The following is a 21,334-nucleotide window of genomic DNA, read 5'->3' on the forward strand; positions in this document are numbered from 1 at the left end:
CAACCGAGAGAGGCCAAAGATCGAACGCCAAGGCTTCGAACACCGACTCCGGCAAGATATCCAACATATAGGAATTCTTAATTTATCTTTTCTCGGGTATAGTGCAAGACCGTCAGTACTAATTTTCGTCTTCGAGAGATCGATTCAGTTACTGTTCAGATCTCCCTGATAGTATTTTCGGCCTAGTTCCAATACTCGCTTCTCCAGCGGAGTTCGAATCCATAGATCGAGAGCTTAAAGTGAGGTAGTGGCGTTGTGCCGCCCGAATATCGTCCCGAAAGCTCACCTCGGAGCTACTCGTGGCTGTCATTAGTATTTTCCTTATTCCACAAGTACGTTCTCTATATTTCTTCAATCTATTTTATGGCACGGTCTATTACTGTGGTTCGGAACGGTTCGTGACGACGGAACCAGTCTTAAGTTTGATAGGAGCAACCGTTTCCCGGTAACCGTCGGACGCAGCGCTCGATCGTAGAAAGTCGAGTACAGCCGCTCGGAACGACATCTATAAGAGAGCGTGGTTTGTTATACCACACTGTGAGATGGTAAGCCACGACTCTCAGCGGAGTCGATCAGAGGCATCAACGAACAGCTTCGGCGTCCCTGGCGTGGGGATGACGACGTTTACCGGAACCGACGACCGCTCGCTCGCCGAACTGCTGGAGATCGCCGCGGAGCGAGCACTCGCCGACGCCGACCTCGAGGCGTCCACGGTCGACTCGGTTCACGTTGGAAACATGGCCGCTGAAGCGTTCAACGAGACGTCGGGACTGGCGAACGCGCTAACCGCGAGCCTCGGTCTCAGCCAAGCATCGGCACGACGAATCGAAAACACGAGCGCGACGGGGGCGAGTGCAGTCCTCGACGCCGTCGACGCCGTCCGTGCCGGCCGCTCGACGGTCGCACTCGCGGTTGGTGGCGAGAAGATGTCCGCGGCCGAGACGACGGTGGCAACGGAGATTATCAGTCGAATTACCCACGCTCAGGAGTACGATCAGGGGATCACGCTTCCGTCGTTCGCGGGGCTCGCGGCCGCACAGTACCTCGATGCCCACGGGGCAACGCGGCGTGATCTCGCCCAGGTCGCAGTAAAGAACCACGCGAACGCCCGGCGGAACCGGTACGCACAGTTCGATTCCGACGTGACCGTCACGGACGTACTGGAGTCTCCGAAGGTCGCGACGCCGCTTCGACTGTACGACTGCTGTCCCACGTCCGACGGTGCCGCTGCCGTCATCGTTACGGCCGCAAACGCCGAGGTGACCGTCGAAGCCTGCGAGAGCGCCATTGGCGTCCACGCCGTTGCGGACCGGCGAGATCCGCTCCGGATCGAGAGCGTCGCTGCCGCCGGACGCGCGGCCTACGAGGCCGCGGATACGGGTCCCGATGCGATCGACGTCGCCTGCATTCACGACGCGTTCACGATCCTCGAGTGGCTCGAGATGGAGGAGCTCGGGTTCGCCGAGCGGGGCGAGGCCTGGCGGCTGACACGGAACGGGCGAACGGAGATCGAGGGCGACGGCAATCTCGCGGTCAACCCCGGCGGCGGCCTGAAGGCTCGCGGCCATCCTCTCGGTGCGACCGGGATCTCGCAGCTCGTCGAACTCGTCTGGCAGCTTCGAGGGGACGTTCCTGCCGATCGCGCGGTCGGTTCGCCACGGTACGGGCTCGCGATCAACGTCGCCGGCTTCGGGAACAACAGCGTCTGTACGATCGTGGAGGCGACCGGATGAATACCGTTCTCGAATGTCCGGACTGCGGGCGACGAACCTTCTACGAGAAGCGCCGCTGTCTCGACTGTGGCGCCGACGACCTTCGAAGCCGCGAAGCGGGCGTCGGTACGCTCCGAGCGGTGACCGCAGTACACGTCACACCCGACGGCGTGAGCGAGCCGAATCGCCTCGGCCTCGCGTCGTTCGACGGCGACGCGAGTATCATCGCACAGCTCGAGGACGGACTGGAGCCCGGCGACCGGGTCACGCTCGAACCGTCGGTCTCCTGGGAGGACGTCGAGTCGCCGCGGCTCGTCCAAGCCAACCAAAGCCGCAGCTGAACCCGCGACACACGGGACGCCCTCAAATCGAGTGTTCGATGTGGAGTTCGAGTTCGTTGACGGCACTGAGCACCCGCTCCGGAAGCTCCTCCGTGAGCTGCTCGCCCTTGACGCGGTGAGCGGGCCCGGAGACGCTCAGCGCGCCGATCACCTCGTCGGCCGAGTTCGTTACCGCCGCACCGACCGCGTGAACTCCCTCGGTCGTCTCTTGACGGTTGAAAGCGTAGCCCCGCTCGCGGATCCGTTCACACTCCTCCTCGAGTTCCGCACGCGTCGTGATGGTGTTCTCGCTTACGCCCTGAAGACCATGGGTGGCAACGATCTCGTCAACCCGCTCGGCGGGCATGTTCGCGAGGATCGACTTCCCGGCGGCGCTCGTGTGAAGCGGCCCGCGCCGACCGATGTGTGCACCCGTCTGCACCGCGCTCTGTCCGACCTCCGTGTAAAGGTAGACGCGTTCGCCGTCCTCTTCGACGAGGAACTGCGCGCGCTCCCCGGTTTCCGCGGCCAGAACGTCGACTTTCTCCTTGATCATCGGATACGCTGTCGTCGTTCGCTGTGCGTGACCGCCAACGGTGAGAAACTGGAGTCCAATACGATAGCTGCCGTCGGACTGGACGACGTAGTTGTGCTCGCGGAGGGTAACGAGATGCCGGTGGACGGTGCTCGACGATAGTCCCAGATACTCGGAAATCTCGTCGATCGTTCCCCCGCGTAGTTCACGAATCGCGTCGATGATCGCCAACGACGTTTCGGTCGTCCGTGCCCCGGTTTTGGGTTTTTTTGCCATGGGTGGTAGTGTGTCTCGAGGAATTATAAATGATGGTGTTCCCTGCAGCGACGACCGCCGTCGACGCTCTAGCCTCCGATCCGAGGATACGGGACCGGTTGCAGTCGGTGAATCCCTCTCTCCGTCGCCATTGTCCTGTTTTATCATTGTGTTGTGACACAGTGTCACTCCTCCAGATTCTAGTTACAGTAGTACATGTGTAAAATACTTCCGGCGACGTAAACGCCGTTGCGAACCGCCGTCTGAGACACCCGTTATTTCGGAAAGCGCCTTCTCTTGTGTTCGATCCCGTGTATTCGGATCTAAGTGGCATAGACAGCACCTTCTGTAGGAATCCGTGAGAGCGGTATCCGTCGTCGGGAGACCTCCCCGAGACAGTCCGAACGAGCGGGACCGGGGCGACGCCGTCGGCCGTATCAGGGAGGGAACCGATTAAGTGTTACCGGAACGGTTCGTTATGACATGCCAGATGCCTTCGATCTCCGAACGAGAGTGGTGAGCACCGATGGATGAGAACGATCGATCGATTACGGGATTTACGATGCTCGCACACGGAATCTTTCACACCTACGAGCTGAGCATCCCGATCTTCATCGTCATCTGGCTGGACGTCTTCGACGTCTCGGCGTTCGTCCTCGGACTCGTCGTCAGCGTCGGTTACGGGCTCATCGGCGTCGGTGCGATTCCGAGCGGTCTGCTCTCGGATACGTACGGCTCGCGTCGACTGATCGTCGCGTCGGTCGTCGGAATGGGCAGCGGGTTCTTTATGCTCGCGCTCGCGCCGAACGTTTACGTGCTGATGGTAGCGATCATCATCTGGGGCGTCGCCGCGAGCGTCTACCACCCCGCTGGGCTGTCGCTGATCAGCCGCGGCGCGAAGAACCGCGGAACGGTGTTCGCCTACCACGGCGTCGGCGGTAACATCGGAACCGCGTTCGGCCCGCTGCTGACCGCATCGTTGCTGCTCTTTCTTGACTGGCGGGTCGTCGTCGTCGCCCTTACGGTACCGGCCGTCGCCGTCGTCGCGTTCGGTTCGCTGATCGAGTTCAACGAGGACGCTGCAACCGCGGCCGACGGGGGCGACGACTCGAGCGACGAGCGGTCGTCGATGGATCTCAAGTCGATCGTCGACGACTCGCGGCTGCTTCTCACCACGGGCTTTCTGCTTACGTTTGCCGCGATCATGATCTACGGAATCTACTACCGCGGACTGCTGACGTTCCTGCCCGACATGATCGGCGGTCTCCCCCAGTTCGAGACCTACGAGATCTTCGGACAGGAAGCCGAGCCGGCCCAGTACATCTACACGGGGATCCTGATGGTCGGGATCCTCGGCCAGTACGCCGGCGGACGGATCACCGACCACGTACGGACGGAGTACGCGTTCCTTTCGTCGCTGACCGCCCTCGGCGTCCTGGCGTTTGTCTTCATCCCGTCGGTCGGCTGGGGGCTCGCGCCGTTCCTGCTGGTCTGTGCCGCCATCGGCTTTTTCCTCTACGCAACTGCGCCGATCTACCAGGTTGTGATCGCGGAGTACGCTGCTGCCGACGTTCACGGCCTCTCCTACGGCTACGCCTACCTCGGCATGTTCGGCTTCGGCGCGGCGGGTGCCGCGCTCGCCGGCTCGTTGCTCACCTACGCGAACGAGACGGTGCTGCTCGGAACGCTTGGTGCGCTCGCGCTGGTCGGCGCCGGGATCGTCCTCGTTCTGCTTGCGCTGTACAGTGGGAATGAGTAACTAACAACAAGATTTAATACCGTTATCTCGCATGCTTGGGGTATGGTAGCCAGAGCTAGCCACGGAATTCTCGACGATATTACCGTCGTCGATCTCACGACGTTCGTGACCGGCGGGTTCGCGACCCTGATGCTCGCGAACCAGGGCGCGGAAGTGATCAAGGTCGAACGGCCGAAAGTCGGCGACGACAGTCGCCACTCCGGTCCGCCGTTCGTCGACGTCGACGAGTACGAAGGAACGGGGCGAGGCGGCCTCCGAGCACGGCGAGTCGCCGTACTTCTGGACGGTCAACTACGACAAGCGAAGCGTCGAACTCGACCTCAAGTCCGAGGAGGGGTACGAAATCTGCCGGAAGCTGATCGACGAGGCCGACGTCGTCGTCGAGAACTTCAGACCCGGAACGGCCGAACGCCTCGGGCTCGGCTACGAGGACCTGGCCGAGGACCACCCTGAACTGGTCTACTGTTCGATCTCCGCGTTCGGCGACTCCGGCCCCTGGAGCGACCGTCCCGGCTACGACCTGCTGATCCAGGGAATGAGCGGCATGATGAGCGTCACCGGTCCCGAGGACGGCGACCCCGTCAAGGTCGGCCTCCCACAGACGGACCTGATCACTGCGATGTGGTCCGCGTTCGGGATCGTCAACGCGCTCTACCGGCGCGAGCGGACCGGCGAGGGCGAGCGCGTCGAACTCGGGATGCTCGACGCGTCGCTGCCCTGGCTGACAAAACAGGCCGCGAAGGCGTTCGTCGGCGAGGAGCCGGGTCGGATGGGAACGAAAGATCCCGTTCTCGCGCCTTACCAGAGCTACCCGACCGCGGACGGCTACCTGAACGTCGCCTGCGGCAACCAGAAGCTATGGGAACAGCTCTGCGAAGAGATCGGTCGCGAGGAGCTCGCCACTGATCCCCGGTTCGAATCTAACGCCGATCGGGTCGAGAACATGGACGTCCTCGAGGAGGAGCTCGCCGAGACGTTCACCGAGCGGTCGACCGACGAGTGGGTCGAGCGCCTCGCCGAGGACGCGGGTCTCCCGGTGGGGCCGGTCTACAGCGTCGACGAGGCCCTGAACAACGAACAGGTCACTGCACGGGGCGCGGTCGAGACGCGTTCCCACCCCGCGGCCGGAGAGATACCGATCCTCGAGCATCCGTTGAACTTCTCGGAGTCCGAAAGCGGGTTTGACGAGGCGCCGCCCATGCTGGGCGAGGACACCGAGGCGGTCGTCGAGGCGCTGGGCTACTCGGAGCAGGAGATCGAGGAGCTCCGCGAGAAGGGCGTACTGTCCGGATAGCTCGATCGAGAGACCTCAGGAGCTGCCGCACCGTCGAGCCTGCCAGCGGCACGTGACCCCTGCAGCGTCGAAAGCGATACCTCGCGGTATCGCGGCGATAGCCCCGCATACGGTCGGAAACGGACTGCGGGCGTCGAAGGATTTATGATAATGCTCGGGAGTAGGAGTAGGTAGCCTTCGCCGGAGCAAACACTATGGACGTCAATCAAGCGATCGCACGTACCCTGAAAGAGGAAGGAGTAGAGTACCTGTTCGGATTCCCGAGCAACCCGCTTTTCGACACCGGTGCGGCCGAAGAGGAAGGGATTCGAACTATCATTACTAGACAGGAACGGACCGCTGTCCACATGGCCGACGCCGTCGGCCGACTGAGTTCGGGCAACCGCGTCGGCGCGTTCGCGTGCCAGCACGGTCCCGGAACGGAGAACTCGTTCGGCGGCGTCGCACAGGCCTACGGCGAGTCCGCACCGATCGTCGCGATTCCGGCCGGCTACGACGAGGCGAAGACCGACGTCGACCCCAAGTTCAACTCGCTGGTCAACTACCAGCACGTGAGCAAGTCCTGCGAGCAGCTGACCAAACCCGACGCTGTCGGTGAAACGATGCGTCGCGCGTTCAGCGCGGCCCGGAACGGTCGTCCGCGTCCGGCTGTCGTCGAAGTGCCCAAGGACGTCTTCTACACCGACCTCTCCGAGGAGTTCGAGTACCAGCCGACGTCGTCGAACCGAACCGGCCCCGATCCGAACGAAGTCGACGAGATCGCGGACGTTCTGCTGGCGGCCGAGAATCCCGTGATCTTCGCCGGGCAGGGCGTCCACTACGCCGAGGGGTGGGACGAGCTACGGGAGCTGGCCGAGACCCTCGAGGCACCCGTCGCGACCAGCCTCAACGGGAAAAGCGCCTTCCCGGAGGACCACCCGCTGTCGCTTGGCGCCGCCAGCAAGAGCGAACCGGGCCAGCTCGCACACTTTATGCGGGAGGCCGACGTCCTGTTCGGGATCGGCTGTAGCTTCACCGACACTGCCTACGGGCTCACCGTTCCCGACGGACCGACGATCGTCCACTCGACGCTCGACTCGACGGACATCGACAAGGACGTCGAATCCGACTACTCGCTGGTCGGCGACGCCAAGCTGACCCTGGACGCGCTGGTCGATTCGGTCGGGGCACAAGTCGACGACTCCCGCGGCCGGTTCGACGACGTCGTCGGCGAGATCGAGGACGCACGTGAGGCGTGGCTCGACAAGTGGCGACCGAAGCTCACCGCCGACGAGACGCCGATCAACCCCTACCGCGTGATCAACGAGCTCACCGAGGTCCTCAACGCCGAGGAGACGATCATTACCCACGACGCGGGCAACCCGCGGGACTTCCTGGCGCCGTTCTGGGAGTCGACCGAGCCGCTGTCGTACATCGGCTGGGGGAAGACGACCCAGCTCGGCTACGGGCTCGGCCTCGCAATGGGCGCGAAGCTGCTCCACCCCGACAAGCTCTGTGTCAATCTCATGGGCGACGGCGCGATCGGGATGACCGGGCTGGACTTCGAGACGGCCGCCCGCGAGGAGATCCCGATCCTGACGATCCACCTGAACAACTACGAGATGGCCGCCTACGACACGCCGTTCTCCGGGGACTTCGCCGACGTCGGCGAGGCGCTGGGCGGCTACGGCGAGCGCGTCGAGGACCCCGACGAGGTCGGGCCGGCGATCGAGCGCGCCGTCGAACAGACCGAGTCCGGCACGCCCGCGCTGCTCGAGATCATCACCTCGAAGGAGACCGAGCTCTCGCGGCCGGACCTCGAGTAGGACGGCACGGCCGAACGCTCTTCTATCTACTTTCGCTCAGTAAGCCGTCGCTCCCGTTCGAAAACGGTTCGAGAAAAACGGTCGAGCGCGTCAGTCGCCGAACGCGCCGCCCTCGCTCCACTCCTCGAGGGTCGTCTGATCGTCCGCGAGCTCGTCGAACACGTCCTCGGTGTGCTCGCCCAGCCGCGGCGCCGGCGAGCGCACGACGGCGTCGTGATCGGGGTAGTTGATCGGGTGACCCGGTAGTAGACACTCCCCCCAGTCGGGGTCCTCGTGGGAAACGACGAGGTTGCGGGCGTCGGTCTGCTCGTCCGCGACGACGTCGGCCACATCGTTGATCGGGCCACAGGGGAAGTTCGCAGCCGTCAGCTGCTCGAGCCAGTGCTCGGTGGACTCCTCCTCGAGGGCCGCCTGGATCAGCTCCGTCACGCGCTCGGCGTTGTCCTGGCGGTCGTCGTTGGTCGGGTACTCCCGCAGCTCCTCTGCGCCGACGAGATCGACGAAGTCGTCCCAGCGCTCGTCGCTGGGGACGCCGGTGACGATCGCGCCGTCGGCGGTCTCGAAGCGCTGGTAGGGAACGAGCGTCTGGTGGGTCACGCCCTGGGGTCCGGGAACGGAGCCGTCCATCGAGTACTCCGTGAGGTACTCGTTGAGCAGGGTGACGATCGAGTCGAACAGGCCGACGTCGAACTTGCCGACGAACGCGTCGGCGTCCTCGGCGCGGTCGCGCTCGGAGAGCCGCGCGAGGACGCCCATCGCGGCGAACATCCCCGTGGTGAGATCGCCGATCGCCTGGCCGACCTTGACGGGCTCGCCGTCCTCGGGGCCGGTGACGCTCATGATTCCGCCCTCGGCCTGGAGGATGAGATCGAGCCCCGGCTGGGCTCGCTTGGGACCGGTCTCGCCGTACCCCTTGATGCTGGCGTAGACGATCTCGGGATTGTGCTCGCTGATCTCGTCGTAACCGATCCCGAGCTTGTCGGTGACGCCGTAGCCGAAGTTCTCGACGAACACGTCGGCGCTGGCGATCAGCTCGCGGGCGGCCTCCGTGCCCGCGTCGGTCTTGAGATCGAGGGTGACCGAGCGCTTGTTGCGGTTGTTCGCCATGAAATAACCCGACTTGCCCTCGGGGCCGATCCCCTGGGATCGGGCCGGGTCGCCGACGCCCGGCCGCTCGATCTTCACGACGTCGGCGCCCATATCGGCGAGCAACGCGCCACAGAACGGTCCGGCACGGTGACCGGTCATCTCGACTACCGAGACGTCGGCGAGCGGTCCCCCGGTCATTGTCCCTCGTTGAACTCGTCGACCAGCTCGCGGCGCTCGTCGGTGGCGAACTGCTCCCACCAGATCTCGGCCTCCTGTTCCCGCGCCGTCTCGAGACTGTCGGCGTGTACCGCGCCGTTGATCGCGCGCTTGGAGTTTTTCACCGCCTCGCGGCCGGTGTCCTGGATCCCGTCGACGATCCCGTCGACGGTCTCGTCTAGCTCCTCGCGCGGGACGGCGTGGTTGACCAGTCCGATCCGCTCGGCCTCGTCGGCGTCGATCATCCCTGCGGTGTAGACGAGCTCTTTGGCCTTGGCCTCGCCGACCAGTTCGACCGCCCGCCAGGTCGAGCCGCCGGTCGGGATCTGGCCGATGTTCGCCGTCGGCACGCCGAACTTCGCGTCGTTGACGGCGATCCGAAGATCGCAGTACATCGCGAAGATCAGACCGCCGCCGACGCAGTAGCCGTTGATCTTCGCGATCACCGGCGCGTGACAGTCGTACGGCTTCTGGTACATCTCGTAGAACAGCTCCTGGCGGTCCTTCTGGAGCGGGTCGTGGTCCTCGGCCGTCCCGGCGTACTGGGAGATGTCGGCGCCCGCGGAGAAGGCGTCCTCGCCCTCGCCGGTAATCACCACGGCGTCGATGTCGCGGTTCAGCTGGATCTCGTCGAACGCGCGCTTGAGATCGAGCATGACCTCGTTGTTGAGCGCGTTGTAGACCTCGGGACGGTGGAACTCGATCGTCGCGATCCCGTCGTCGACGTCGACGGTAATGCTTTCATAAGCACTGTAGCTAACCATACCCCCTTGTTGGTGAGTCTCTCGCAAAAAATTTTGTATTACGGCGTCAGCCGCTTCGGCTTGCCCTGGACGGACCTCCGGTCACTCGGTCCGAAGCGAGACGACGGGCGTCGAGGCGTTCAACAGAATCGACTGGACGACGCTTCCGAACAGCGCCTTCCCGACCGGCGACCGTTTGCGTCCGGCGATCACGAGGTAACTCGCCCCCTCCTTGTCGGCGTAGTTGACGACCTCGTCGGCCGGATCGCCGAGCAATCCGACCGGGGTCGCCTCGACACCGACGTCCTCGATCGCCTCCGCGGCGATCGCTTCGGCGATCTCGACGACATCCGCTACCGGTACCGTCTCCCCCGTCTCGCTGACGTTCGTCCGTTCGAGGGAGACGAACTCGTCGCGGGTGAGAACGTGGACGACCTCGACCGGTTCGTCGAGGGCCTCGCCGAGCTGATGTGCATGGGTGATAACGGAATCTGCCCTGTCGGAACGATCGATCGCTGCAACGACGGTCATAGCTCTGTCGACGGTCTCCACCCATAAATCAGTTACCCGCAGACCGACACTATCACCTATCCGAGACGAACGGTTTCGCTTATCGTAGAATTATGCTCGCTTTCTAAATGTTGATTTTTCAGTAGAAGTGTCTCTATCTTTCGACACAAGAGAAAGCTTTATATCTATACTGTTTGATCATGGTACTGTGACCCTGACACACGGAGTCGAATAACACATCCCAGGGTCTGTGGTCGATACGTATGTCCGACAAAACAACGCAACAAAGTTTGACGGTGGAAGCAACGACCAGGCGACGGTTCCTCGGAATCGCTGGTGCGGGAGCTGCCGTATCGATGGCCGGCTGTCTCCAGGACGACGATCCGGACGCGGGGGACGACGAGGACTGGGAGCCTTCGGAATCGATGCGATACATCGTGCCGTACGACGAAGGTGGCGGTACCGACGTCTACGCGCGCGGTATCATCGAATCACTCACCGATGCGATGGACGAGGATATCCAGGTGGATAACGTTCCCGGCGGTGGTGGCCTGAACGGATTCGGAGAGCTGTACGGCTCCGAACCGGACGGACACACGATCGCGGGAAGCGCGACACCACTGGAAGTGCCACCCCAGATGCTTGACGACCCCGGCTTCGATCAGCGCGATCTCGAGGGGATCGCAAACATCGGTCGCTCGACGTGGTGTCTCATCGTTAACGAGGAGTACGAAGGTGAGGTCGAGACGTTTGACGACGTTCGCGAGATGCACAACTCCGGGGAGTGGGACTCGATCGGCATCCAGGAGCCCGGGAGCCCCCAGGACATCATGACCCTGCTCGCGAAGCACGGTGAGGGGTACGCCGAAGAGTACGACTGGCAGTGGGAAGAACGGGTCCAGTACACCGGAACCGGTCCAATCGCCGAGGCGGTGACCGCTGGCGAGGTTCCCTGCGGAATCGGAACCGACGCTGGGACGGAACCGGACGTCTCCGCGGGCGGCGTCTACCCGGTCTGTACGTTCTGGAGCGAAGGAACCGAAGTGTATCCCGATATCCCGTCCGTCACGGACGAAGGATACCCGGAGATGGACTTCATCGCCGGTGTCACCCGGGGGCTGTACGCGCCTCCAGACACGCCCGACGGCGTCATCCAGGAGCTGACCGAGCGCGTCGAAGAAGCAACTCAGGACGAACGCTACGAGGAGTGGTCCGAAGAAACCGGGAACCCGATCTTCTATGAGGGCCCAGAGGACGCGAACGCGGCGATCGACGACGCGTTCGAGGAGATGGAGGAGCTGGAGATCGTCGATCTGATCGAAGAGCACTCGTAACCCTCTGCCGTTCAGTATTATTATGAGTACCACAGAATCAACTGAGAGGAAAGTAACGCCGGAGCAGATCATGCTCGTTACGTTCCTCGTCGTGAGCGCGGTGTTTATCATCGAGCCGGTGATCGAAAACTATCCGGACGACGCCCGTGTGTTTCCACAGTTGACCGCGTCGGCCGTCTTTATCGGCTCGCTGTTGCTGTTACTGCAAAACTACCTTCCGGACCCGATCCAGACGTTCGTCGCCGAGAGCGTCAGTATCACGAGTTCCGACGAGTCGGAAGTGATCGACAAGCCCGACCAAGAGGAACGAATTGAGGAGGACGAACCGGAAGAGACGGAGGACAAGAAGGATACGCTCGGTGCGAAGTACGGGTACGAGATAAACGAGACAGTGTTTATGGTCTCGACGGCACTACTGTACTTCATCGCGGGGTGGGCAGCCGGCTTCCTCTTCATTACGCCGCTGTACATCCTCGGGTACACCCTCTGGTTTCGGGTCAATCCGGTCATCAGCTTCGGACTGGCCGTGGCAGGGACCGTAATTATCTACCTGTTCATGACGTACCTCGTACTACCGTTCGACCAGGGACATCTCTTCGACTTTAGCCCGCTACTCCCGATGCTGTTCGACGGCACACCGACGCTGTTGGGAGGGGGTTCGTAGATGGCGGTCGATGCCTTCCTCGATGGGTTATCGATCGCGTTGACAGCCGAGATGCTCATCTGGCTGACTCTTGGGTTGCTTCTCGGGATCGTTCTCGGTGCCCTCCCAGGTATCGGCTCGCCGGTTGGGATGGCGATCGTGTTGCCGCTGACGCTGCCGCTCGATGCGACGGCAGCGATCATCCTGCTGGTCGCGATCTACAGCGGCGCGATGTTCGGCGGTTCGATCGCCGCGATCCTGATCAATGCGCCAGGGACCGAATCGGCCGCGGCGACGACGCTCGACGGGTACCCGATGTCACAGAACGGCCTGGCGAAAAACGCCCTCGCTATCGCGACGACCGCCTCGGCACTGAACGGCTTTCTCGCCGCGCTCGCGCTGATCCTCCTCTCACCGATACTGATCGAGGTCGTGCTGGCGTTCGGTTCGCCGGAGTACTTCCTGCTGGCGATCCTCGGGATCTCCCTGATCACCATCGTGACTCAGGGGTCGATCGTCAAAGGATTGGTCGCCGGCGCACTCGGATTCATGATCTCGACGATCGGGACCGCGATCCTCAGCCCGCGCCCGCGATACACGTTCGGGCAGTTCGGCCTCTACGAGGGGATCGATTTCGTCGCGGCGCTGATCGGGATGTTCGCGTTCGCCGAAATGATGAAACTCGCCGCACGCAAGCAGATCTCCGAGGGCAACGTTGAACTCTCCGGCAGCGTCCGCGATGGGATCATGACGGTCTTCAAGTATCCGGTCACGACGCTCAAATCCGGACTGATCGGAATGGGGATCGGAATGGTCCCCGGCTCCGGAGCGACCACCTCGACGTTCGTCGCCTACGCTGAAGAGGCACGCTCCTCGACCAAGGACGGTAACTTCGGGGAGGGCGATCCCCGCGGCGTCATCGCGCCGGAGGCCGCGAACAATCCGACCGTCAGCGGCTCGCTCATTCCGACGCTGTCGTTCGGGATTCCGGGCAGCGGATCGACCGCAGTTCTGCTCGGCGGGATCCTCATGCACGGGCTGCAGCCAGGGCCCGTCCTCTTCGGCGAACAGCTACAGATCACGTACGCGCTGTTTATCTCGCTGTTCCTCGGTAACGTCCTCATCCTCGTCATCGGGCTAACGGTAATCCCCTACGCGAGCAAGATCACGGAACTCGATACGAACGTGATTATTCCGATGGTCGTCGTCCTCTCGTTCGCCGGCGCGTACACGCTCAACCAGAACTGGTGGGACGTCGGCGCGGTCATCGTGCTCGGGGTTCTGGGGTTCTACATGGTCCGGAACAACTACTCGATCATCGCGTTCGTGCTCGGGATCGTCCTCGGGCCGATCGCCGAGGAGAACTTCTTCCGGTCGCTACAGATCTCGGGCGGCGACTACACGATCTTCATCGATCCAGTCAACCAGCCGCTGTCGTTCTTGCTATCGATCGCGATCCTGCTGATCCTGTTCGGTCCGTTCCTGAAAGGGCGAATCGAGCGGCTGGTCGGCTGATCCCTCTTCGTTTCGGTCGAACTACCGTTGCCGAAACGCTTATTTGTCGTCGCGAGACCGGTAGCGTATGAACGGCGGCTGGACCCACACCTCCCTCGAGGACGTCGCGACGAACCCGGACAAACCAGGCGACCGCTGGGAGACCTCGCCGGCCCTCGGCGTCGAGGCGTTCAACTTCAACGTGGCCGTCCTCGATCCGGATGAGCGCCTCTCGCAGAACCACTTTCACTACCACGAGAACCAGAAGGAGCTGTTCTACGTTGTTTCGGGTTCCTGTCGTGCAAGAACGGTCGACGAGACTGTGACGCTCGAAACGGACGAACTCATCGCGTTCGATGAGGGAGAAGGAGGTGCACACGTGCTCTACAACCCATTCGAGAAGCCGTGCAAACTCGTCGCCGTCGGCTGGCCGCAGGACGGACGATACCCGGTCCACCAGCTCGAGCGGACCGAGACAGCGGTTGACGACCACGCAGACGAGTAACACGAGCACCGTTCGAACGGCAGCGTCGAGATCGCGTTCGATCACCGCGTTTAAGCCTTGAGCTGCCGTATCGCGATCCATGCCACGGCTGCAACGAGGACTCGTGCTGGGCGGGATCTTGCTCAACGTGTCGGCGTTCGTCTACGCCCTCTATATCCGGTCGCTGCTGTACGCGATCGTGTTTCTGATCGTTACCGCGTACCTCATCGTCGTCTACCAGGTCAACGACGGCTACAGGGAGTAGGAGCCGCAATCGGTGACGGGGACCGGGTGGCACGTGGCACAACAGTTATGTGGGACCGGTCGATTAATAGTATCACGCACAAGATATGCAAGCGATTAGCAAACGGTCGGCGACCGCTTTGCCCCCTACTACCGATCGGGTCGTGGCTCGACGACCGTCCTCGATCGGAGCCGGACCTCGCCGGGCGACCGCTACCGGTAGGGCCGACCGGACGACGGCCCCGGCAGCTCTCTGAGCGGGTGGCAGTTTCGTTTGTAACCGGAGCGACCCTCGACGAACACCAATAATGGCTACACACGACAGATCAACCGACGGAGATCCGGCGACGGATCGTCGCGCAACGTACGATTATCGGAACGACACCACGGAACGGACGGATCTCGTTGACGCGCTCGAGCAACGAGTCGACGGCGACGTCCGCTTCGACGAGTACTCCCGCGAGCTGTACGCGACCGACGCCAGCGCCTACGAGATGTTACCGATCGGCGTCGTCTACCCGACCGACACCGCGGACGTCGCGGCAGTGATGCGGTACTGCGCTGACCGCGAGATTCCGGTGTTGCCACGCGGCGGCGGGACGAGCCTCGCCGGCCAGACAGTCAACGAGGCCGTCGTTCTCGATTTCACCCGCTACATGAACGCGGTGACGGCGACCGATCCCGACGCCCGCCGGGCCCGCGCCCAGGCGGGGATCACGATCGGCGAACTCAACAGGACTCTCGAACCACACGGGCTGAAGTTCGCGCCCGACCCGTCGACTGCCGACCGCAGCGCCCTCGGCGGTGCGATCGGGAACAACACGACCGGGGCCCACTCCCTGAAGTACGGAAAAACCGACGCCTACGTCGAGGAAGTGGAGGTCGTCCTCGCGGACGGCTCCGTCGAGCGGTTCGGCGAGATCGCCGTCGAAGAATTGCGGGCCGAGGCCGACCCGGACGGAGAGTTACTCGAGCGGGTCTACGCCGAGATCATCCGAATCATCGACGAGGAGAGTGACGACGTCGAGGACGCCTATCCGACGCTGAAGCGAAACGTCTCGGGGTACAATCTGGACGTGCTGGTCGAGGAGGCCGAGACCGGGACGGTCAACCTCGCGAAGTTGCTGGTCGGCAGCGAGGGAACGCTGGGGATCGTCACGGAGGCGGAGGTGTCCCTCGAGACGATCCCGAACACGACGTCGGTCGCGGTGCTCTGTTACCGGAGTCTGCTTGACGCGATGGACGACGTCGGTTCGATCCTCGAGCACGATCCGGCCGCGGTCGAGGTGATGGACGACGTCCTGCTCGATCTGGCCCGAAACACCGAGGAGTTCGCCGATGTCGTCGACATCCTCCCCGACGAGACCGCGTCGTTTCTGCTGGTCGAGTTCTACGCCGACGACGACGAACGGAGCCGAGAGCTGGTCGAGGATCTGATCGACGACCGTGAGGGCGACATCGCCTTCGACGCGCTGACGGCGTACGACGAGAAACAGCAGTCCCGGCTGTGGAAGATGCGAAAGGCCTCGACGCCGATCCTGCTTTCTCGAACCGGCAACGAGAAACACATCGCCTTCATCGAAGACATCGCCGTCCCGCCGGAGAACCTCACGGAGTACATCGCGGACTTCCAGGCAGTCATGGAGGATCACGGCACGTTCGGCAGCTTCTACGCCCACGCCGGACCGGGCTGTATCCACATTCGGCCGCTGATCAACACGAAGACGGCGGAGGGTGTCGAGACTATGGAGTCGATCGCCGACGACGCGACCGACCTCGCGGTGAAGTACGGTGGCAGCGTCTCCGGCGAACACGGCGACGGACGCGCGCGGACCCAGTGGAACCGGAAGCTGTACGGCGATCACATCTGGAACGTGTTCCGCGAGCTGAAGACCGCGTTCGACCCCGACTGGCTACTCAATCCTGGCTCGGTCTGTGGCGACCACGACATGACCGAGAACCTCCGATTCGGCCCCGACAGCGAGTTCGAGGCCGGGCTCGATCCCGTCCTCAACTGGGAGAACGAGAACGGGTTCCAGGGGATGGTCGAGCTCTGTCACGGCTGTGGCGGCTGTCGGACCAGCCAGGAAGGAACCGGAGGCGTGATGTGTCCGACTTACCGGGCCGCAGACGAGGAGATCACGAGCACCCGCGGCCGGGCGAACATGCTTCGCCAGGCGATGACCGGTGAACTCGAGCCAGACGAGGCGTTCTCCGACGAGTTCGTCACCGAGGTGATGGATCTCTGTATCGGCTGCAAGGGCTGTGCGAAGGACTGCCCGAGCGAGGTCGATATGGCCAAGCTCAAGGTCGAGGTCGAACACGAGTACCACCAGCGCAACGGCGCCTCGATCCGCGAGCGCATGTTCGCGAACATCGACACCCTCTCGAAGCTCGGCAGCGCTACCGCGCCGCTGTCGAACTACATGACGAAGCTGCCGGGCGCCCGGACGGTGATGGAGAAAACCGTCGGGATCGCCCGGGAGCGATCCTTACCGACGTTCCACCAGGAGACGTTCACCGACTGGTTCGAAAGCCGGGAGTCGACGGTAGATCCGGAGACGGCCGACCACAAGGTGTTGCTGTTCCCGGACGTCACAACGAACTACAACGACCCCGAGATCGGCAAAGCGGCGGTTCGGCTCCTCGAAGCTGCCGGCGTCTACGTCGCCCTCCCCTCCGGAACCACCAGCAGCGGACGTCCTGCTTACTCGAAGGGATTTCTCGAGACGGCGCGCGAACAGGCCGAACAGAACGTCAACGCGCTGACCCCGAACGTTCGAAACGGCTGGGACGTCGTCGTCTGTGAGCCAAGCGACGCAGTCATGTTCCAGTCAGACTACCCCGATCTGGTCACCGGTCACGACGTGAGAGACGTCGCCGAGAGTTCCTACGGCGTCTGCGAGTATCTCGACATCCACCGGCTCGACGACCGCCTCGAGTTCGATCCCGTCGACGAACACCTGACCTACCACGGCCACTGTCACCAGAAGGCGACGAAAAAGGACCACCACGCCGTCGGCGTTCTCCGGCGTGCGGGGTACGCCATCGATCCGCTCGATAGCAGTTGCTGCGGAATGGCCGGCTCCTTCGGCTACGAGGCCGAACACTACTCGATGAGTCGGGCGATCGGTTCGCAGCTATTCGATCAGATCGACGACAGTGACGGCGACGGCGTCGTCGCTCCCGGGGCCTCCTGTCGAACACAGATCGGCGACGAGTACGACGAGAAACCGCCACACCCGATCGCGAAACTCGAGGCGTCGCTCGCGTAGACGACCCTACACTTTGTACTTGTTCAGTTCGATGACGTTGGCGGTTCGACAAAGCTGGTCGACGAAGTCGTTTTCCTCCCAGTCGTCGTCGATCCGGGCCGTCGGCGCCGAGATGCTGATCGCGCCGATAACCTCGGACTCGAACCGGATCGGGGCAGCGATACAGCGCAGCCCCTCGAGCCGTTCCTCGTCGTCGACAGCGAACCCGCGCTCCCGGGTACGTTCGAGTTCTTCGTCGAGTTCGTCACGGGACGTGATCGTCTTCGGCGTTACGGGCGGCAGGCCGTGGCGGTCGACGATTTCGTCGACGCGCTCCTCGGGGAGATGCGAGAGGATCGCCTTGCCGAACGCCGAGCTGTGCATGGGGTGGCGACAGCCGACATATGTGTCGAGATCGACGGCCCGCTCGCCCTTCGACCGACAGAGATAGACTCCTTCCCCGTTCTCTTCCACGACGAAATGAACCAGTTCGCCGGACTCCTCGGCCAGAGCCTCGACCTGCGGTTCGGCGACCTTGTAGACGTCCATCTCACTGCGGAGCTGACCGCCGATATCAAGAAAGCGCAGACTCAGCTCGTAGGTGTTCCCGTTTTTGACGACGAACCCGTGTTCCTCGAGCGTGCTGAGATGGTTGTGGATCGCGCTTTTACCCATGCTTAGCTCGTCGGCCAGCGTCGTGATTCGCGCACCCCCACGGCGGTTTAGCTCCTCGATGAGCATCAGCGACTTTTCGGTCGTCCGGACGGGGTGTTTGGCTCGGTTTTCCATACGCGAAACGAGTATCCCAGTCCAATAAAGGTTGGTCTCTTATAGAGAACGTCGGTTTTCGGTCGTTCGCTGGCCTCCAAGTGTTGTTCTCGTTATCGGTCGATTACCAGTAGTGTCTTACACGTATCGAAGAGAGGCTCTCCCGGGTAGTGTGGCGGATCTGACGGGCTATCAGGAACTGGCTGATCAGGGAGGACGGATCGGACTAAAAATTCCGAGATAGAGAACAGTTGGTCGCCGTCCGGTACCGAACCGGGCTCGACGAGCGACCGTGCGCCGTCCCTGCGCCCGCAGCCGCGCTATCCGGGCACGGAAGCGGGCGCGACCGACGTTCCGAGGCGGCGGTGTGAGGCGTGTACCACCACTGGCCATCGACGGCAACCGAGTCGGGCGCACTCACCGTCGCGCGCCCGACTCGAGAGCCGAAGAGCGCACCGGACGTTCGGCTTGGTTCGAGGCGACGATGCGAGTATCGCGAGATCGGCGAGAGACGGCGGCCGACGGATACGGTTGTCGAAAGAAACTCACAGTCGGGTCGACGACGCGAATCTCGAAGCGACGAGTGGCGACGCGGACGGATCGGCGTCCCGAACCCCGGCACAACGCAGACGTCACAGGAGCGCCGGGAACAGGTTACGGCGAACCGTAGTACGGCGGAACGACGCCCGGCAAAAGAATCGATGCGGCAGGGAAGCGATCAGCCGACGACCATCGCGCGCTCGACGAGGTCCTCGCCGTAAAGCTCCTCGAGGTCCTCGTGCTGGTCCGGACGGTTCTCGTAGACGTCCTGGAACAGCGTGATCGGCGTCTGGGCCGCCTGGTAGGTCGCCTCGTCCCACATGCGGTCGTTGCTGATTTCGACCTCGACACCGTCGATGACCAGCGTGCCCGACCGTTCCATCGCGATGGCGCCCTTGCCGGCCTCCTTGGCCGCCTCGAACTCCTCCATCGAATCGACGATATCGTCCAGGCTCGGGATGTAGGAGGTCATATCGAGCAGCTCCTGGGAGAGCTCCTCGCCGTCGAGCTCGAGTTCGTCACCGCCGACGCGGAGCGTGTACTGGTCCTCACCCGTCTCCTCGAGCTCGACCTCGTCGCCGCTGTAGACGTGGCGACCGTCCTCCTCGTCGAGTTCGATCGTGCGGTCGTTGACCTCGAGCTGCCAGCTGCCGTTCTTCGGCGGCAGCGGCGACTTGTTGGCCTCGACGACCTGGCCGGGGGTGAGCGACCAGATTCCGAGCATCCCCTTCGACTGGTTGTCTGTCATACGCTCGTGGTAGCCCTCGACGTCGCGGATGTCGTCGTAGGGACCGTCGACCGCGATCAGGCCAGCCGCGCTCGCGCCGCGGGAGGTGTTGTGTCGCAGCTCCGGCCACGGCGGGAGTTCGCCGGTCGGCGTGATCGCACGCATGTCCTTGGTGTAGTCGACCTCGCCGTCGACCAGCATGAACAGGCGCTCGAGGTTGTTCGACGGCTTGCCCATCTCCTCGCGGAGGTCGCCCATCGCCAGCTCGGCCTCGCCGCTCTCGACGATGACCGACATTGCCAGGCTCCCTTCCTCGAGGTCGTACTCGTTTTCGACGATCGTGAGGAACTCGTCGGCCTTCTTCCAGTCGTCGATATCGCCGACTTCCGGGATCACGAAGCCGTCGAGGTGGTCAATGGCGCCGTTTTCGGGGTCGGCGAGCTCAAGGATCTGCTGGAATCCCTGGTATCGGGTGGTCGGGCTCTCGCGGTGCCAGACGACGCGCGGGTGGATCTCGCCGGGGAAGTCGGCCCCGTGCTCCGAGATCACGTCGATCATGTTCTCGACACCCTCGTCGCGCATCGAGGGCGCCGTCGCGTCCTCGTTGTCCGGAACCCAGACGTCCGGGGCTTCCATACCACTGAGCTGGGCGGCGCTCTGTAGCATCTTGGCGGAGTCGTCCTCTCCTTCCACAGCAGTCGGAGTAGTAAAGAACGTCCGAACGAACTCTCGATCGTGCAGACGGTCGGTATGCGTGCTCATGAGTCCACCTGGATCTATTGCGTTCTAATATTAAAATGATGTGGAAACGTCCCCGTCACCGTCCGGGAGCACGAAGACACCAGGCCGATAGGAGACAGATTTCAGTCGTTCTCTTATAGAAAACGATCGTACCAGCGGGTCGACGAACGACGCGGTGAACACGGAGTTTCGAGGGAGTAGATGGCGACGAACGTCGGGGTTCCGGACACTAACAGTACGTTGACCGTCACCGACCGCCGTTTACGTGTTCTGAGATAGGAAACAGTATCGATGTCTATGGACTCTTTTCTCGGAACAGTACCAATTTATTTACAACTGTATTTTTGTAATACCTCCCGGTTCACTTCCATGAATAGCGCTAGTTCTGAGATAGAGAACGAGCGGAATCAGCAGCTTGCGGGTCCGGAAGCCAAGAACTACTCCTCCAGAGTGCGCAAATCGAAGGACGGCTCCTCAGTCGAGCGACTCGACGAGTTCGACCTTTCGACCGTCGGGGTCGTAGACGAACGCCGTCCGGGCGCCGGCCTCGGGCTGATCTCCCGGCTCCTTCTCGACGCCATAGTGATCGATCTCCTCGAAGGTCGCGTCGACGTCGTCGACGCCGATCGCGAGGTGATCCCACGAAGTTCCGTCCTCGAAGTTCTCCTCGCCGTCGGTGTCCGACAGCTGCAGTTCGATCCCGTTCTCGTCGGCGATGTACCGGTTGTGGGTCTCGCCGTCCGGCGTCTCGAACTCCCAGCTCTCCTCGAAGCCGAACTGTTCGTAGAACTCGATGGTCTCGTCTGCGTCGGCAACGTTGATATTGATATGGATGAGCTCCATACCGTGTTCCCAGTCAACCACCGTA

Annotated in this window: 17 protein-coding genes and 1 pseudogene; 11 read left to right on the forward strand and 7 right to left on the reverse strand. The window is 62.7% G+C overall.

The window, feature by feature from the left end:
* The first annotated feature begins 614 nt into the window (after positions 1–614).
* Positions 615–1,733, forward strand: a complete 1,119-nt coding sequence (locus tag NATOC_RS20515) for a thiolase family protein (protein ID WP_015323414.1) — start codon at positions 615–617, stop codon at positions 1,731–1,733.
* On the forward strand, positions 1,730–2,053 hold the full coding sequence (locus tag NATOC_RS20520) for a Zn-ribbon domain-containing OB-fold protein (protein ID WP_015323415.1): 324 nt from the start codon (positions 1,730–1,732) through the stop codon (positions 2,051–2,053). The genes NATOC_RS20515 and NATOC_RS20520 overlap by 4 nt, the downstream gene beginning before the upstream one ends.
* Positions 2,054–2,075: 22 nt before the next feature.
* On the opposite strand, the gene NATOC_RS20525 is transcribed toward NATOC_RS20520, so the two are convergent.
* Entirely contained in the window at positions 2,076–2,843 is a 768-nt protein-coding gene (locus NATOC_RS20525; RefSeq protein ID WP_015323416.1) for an IclR family transcriptional regulator, read from the reverse strand.
* Between the two features lie 505 nt (positions 2,844–3,348).
* Here NATOC_RS20525 and NATOC_RS20530 point away from each other — a divergent pair.
* From NATOC_RS20530 to NATOC_RS20540, 3 genes and pseudogenes are all read left to right on the forward strand, one after another.
* Positions 3,349–4,581: an MFS transporter gene (locus NATOC_RS20530; protein ID WP_015323417.1), complete on the forward strand. Its 1,233-nt coding sequence runs from the start codon at positions 3,349–3,351 to the stop codon at positions 4,579–4,581.
* 42 nt (positions 4,582–4,623) lie between these two features.
* Positions 4,624–5,875: pseudogene (locus NATOC_RS20535) on the forward strand (CaiB/BaiF CoA transferase family protein).
* Positions 5,876–6,069: 194 nt separating this feature from the next.
* Entirely contained in the window at positions 6,070–7,680 is a 1,611-nt protein-coding gene (locus tag NATOC_RS20540; RefSeq protein WP_015323418.1) for a thiamine pyrophosphate-requiring protein, read from the forward strand.
* A gap of 90 nt (positions 7,681–7,770) precedes the next feature.
* Here NATOC_RS20540 and NATOC_RS20545 read toward each other — a convergent pair whose 3' ends face one another.
* The 3 genes from NATOC_RS20545 to NATOC_RS20555 all read right to left on the reverse strand — a co-directional run bounded on the left by NATOC_RS20545 (position 7,771) and on the right by NATOC_RS20555 (position 10,259).
* Positions 7,771–8,967, reverse strand: a complete 1,197-nt coding sequence (locus NATOC_RS20545) for a CaiB/BaiF CoA transferase family protein (protein ID WP_015323419.1) — start codon at positions 8,965–8,967, stop codon at positions 7,771–7,773.
* On the reverse strand, positions 8,964–9,749 hold the full coding sequence (locus tag NATOC_RS20550; protein ID WP_015323420.1) for an enoyl-CoA hydratase/isomerase family protein: 786 nt from the start codon (positions 9,747–9,749) through the stop codon (positions 8,964–8,966). Before NATOC_RS20550 ends, NATOC_RS20545 begins: the two co-directional genes overlap by 4 nt.
* A gap of 81 nt (positions 9,750–9,830) precedes the next feature.
* Positions 9,831–10,259 (reverse strand): universal stress protein, encoded by a 429-nt coding sequence (locus tag NATOC_RS20555; RefSeq protein ID WP_015323421.1) that lies wholly within the window; start codon positions 10,257–10,259, stop codon positions 9,831–9,833.
* Between the two features lie 308 nt (positions 10,260–10,567).
* Here NATOC_RS20555 and NATOC_RS20560 point away from each other — a divergent pair, with 308 nt between their 5' ends.
* The 6 genes from NATOC_RS20560 (at position 10,568) to NATOC_RS20580 (ending at position 17,711) form a co-directional block, all read left to right on the forward strand.
* Positions 10,568–11,572 (forward strand): Bug family tripartite tricarboxylate transporter substrate binding protein, encoded by a 1,005-nt coding sequence (locus NATOC_RS20560; RefSeq protein WP_049889020.1) that lies wholly within the window; start codon positions 10,568–10,570, stop codon positions 11,570–11,572.
* A gap of 70 nt (positions 11,573–11,642) precedes the next feature.
* Positions 11,643–12,236, forward strand: a complete 594-nt coding sequence (locus NATOC_RS20565) for a tripartite tricarboxylate transporter TctB family protein (protein WP_049889004.1) — start codon at positions 11,643–11,645, stop codon at positions 12,234–12,236.
* Entirely contained in the window at positions 12,237–13,730 is a 1,494-nt protein-coding gene (locus NATOC_RS20570; RefSeq protein WP_015323424.1) for a tripartite tricarboxylate transporter permease, read from the forward strand.
* Between the two features lie 67 nt (positions 13,731–13,797).
* Entirely contained in the window at positions 13,798–14,214 is a 417-nt protein-coding gene (locus tag NATOC_RS20575; RefSeq protein WP_015323425.1) for a cupin domain-containing protein, read from the forward strand.
* 79 nt (positions 14,215–14,293) lie between these two features.
* Positions 14,294–14,458 carry a hypothetical protein gene (locus NATOC_RS22115; protein WP_015323426.1) on the forward strand — a complete coding sequence of 55 codons (165 nt, stop codon included), beginning with the start codon at positions 14,294–14,296 and terminating at the stop codon, positions 14,456–14,458.
* A 286-nt stretch (positions 14,459–14,744) separates the two neighbouring features.
* A complete protein-coding gene (locus NATOC_RS20580; RefSeq protein ID WP_015323427.1) occupies positions 14,745–17,711 on the forward strand; it encodes an FAD-binding and (Fe-S)-binding domain-containing protein in 2,967 nt (988 codons plus the stop codon).
* Between the two features lie 6 nt (positions 17,712–17,717).
* On the opposite strand, the gene NATOC_RS20585 is transcribed toward NATOC_RS20580, so the two are convergent.
* The 3 genes from NATOC_RS20585 to NATOC_RS20595 form a co-directional block, all read right to left on the reverse strand.
* A complete protein-coding gene (locus tag NATOC_RS20585; protein WP_015323428.1) occupies positions 17,718–18,479 on the reverse strand; it encodes an IclR family transcriptional regulator in 762 nt (253 codons plus the stop codon).
* Positions 18,480–19,176: 697 nt separating this feature from the next.
* Positions 19,177–20,487, reverse strand: coding sequence for a malate synthase AceB (aceB, locus tag NATOC_RS20590; protein WP_015323429.1), 1,311 nt, complete (start codon positions 20,485–20,487; stop codon positions 19,177–19,179).
* A 453-nt stretch (positions 20,488–20,940) separates the two neighbouring features.
* A complete protein-coding gene (locus NATOC_RS20595) occupies positions 20,941–21,309 on the reverse strand; it encodes a VOC family protein (protein WP_015323430.1) in 369 nt (122 codons plus the stop codon).
* Between the last annotated feature and the right edge of the window lie 25 nt (positions 21,310–21,334).

The organism is Natronococcus occultus SP4, from assembly GCF_000328685.1.
In the GTDB taxonomy this organism is placed as follows: domain Archaea; phylum Halobacteriota; class Halobacteria; order Halobacteriales; family Natrialbaceae; genus Natronococcus; species Natronococcus occultus.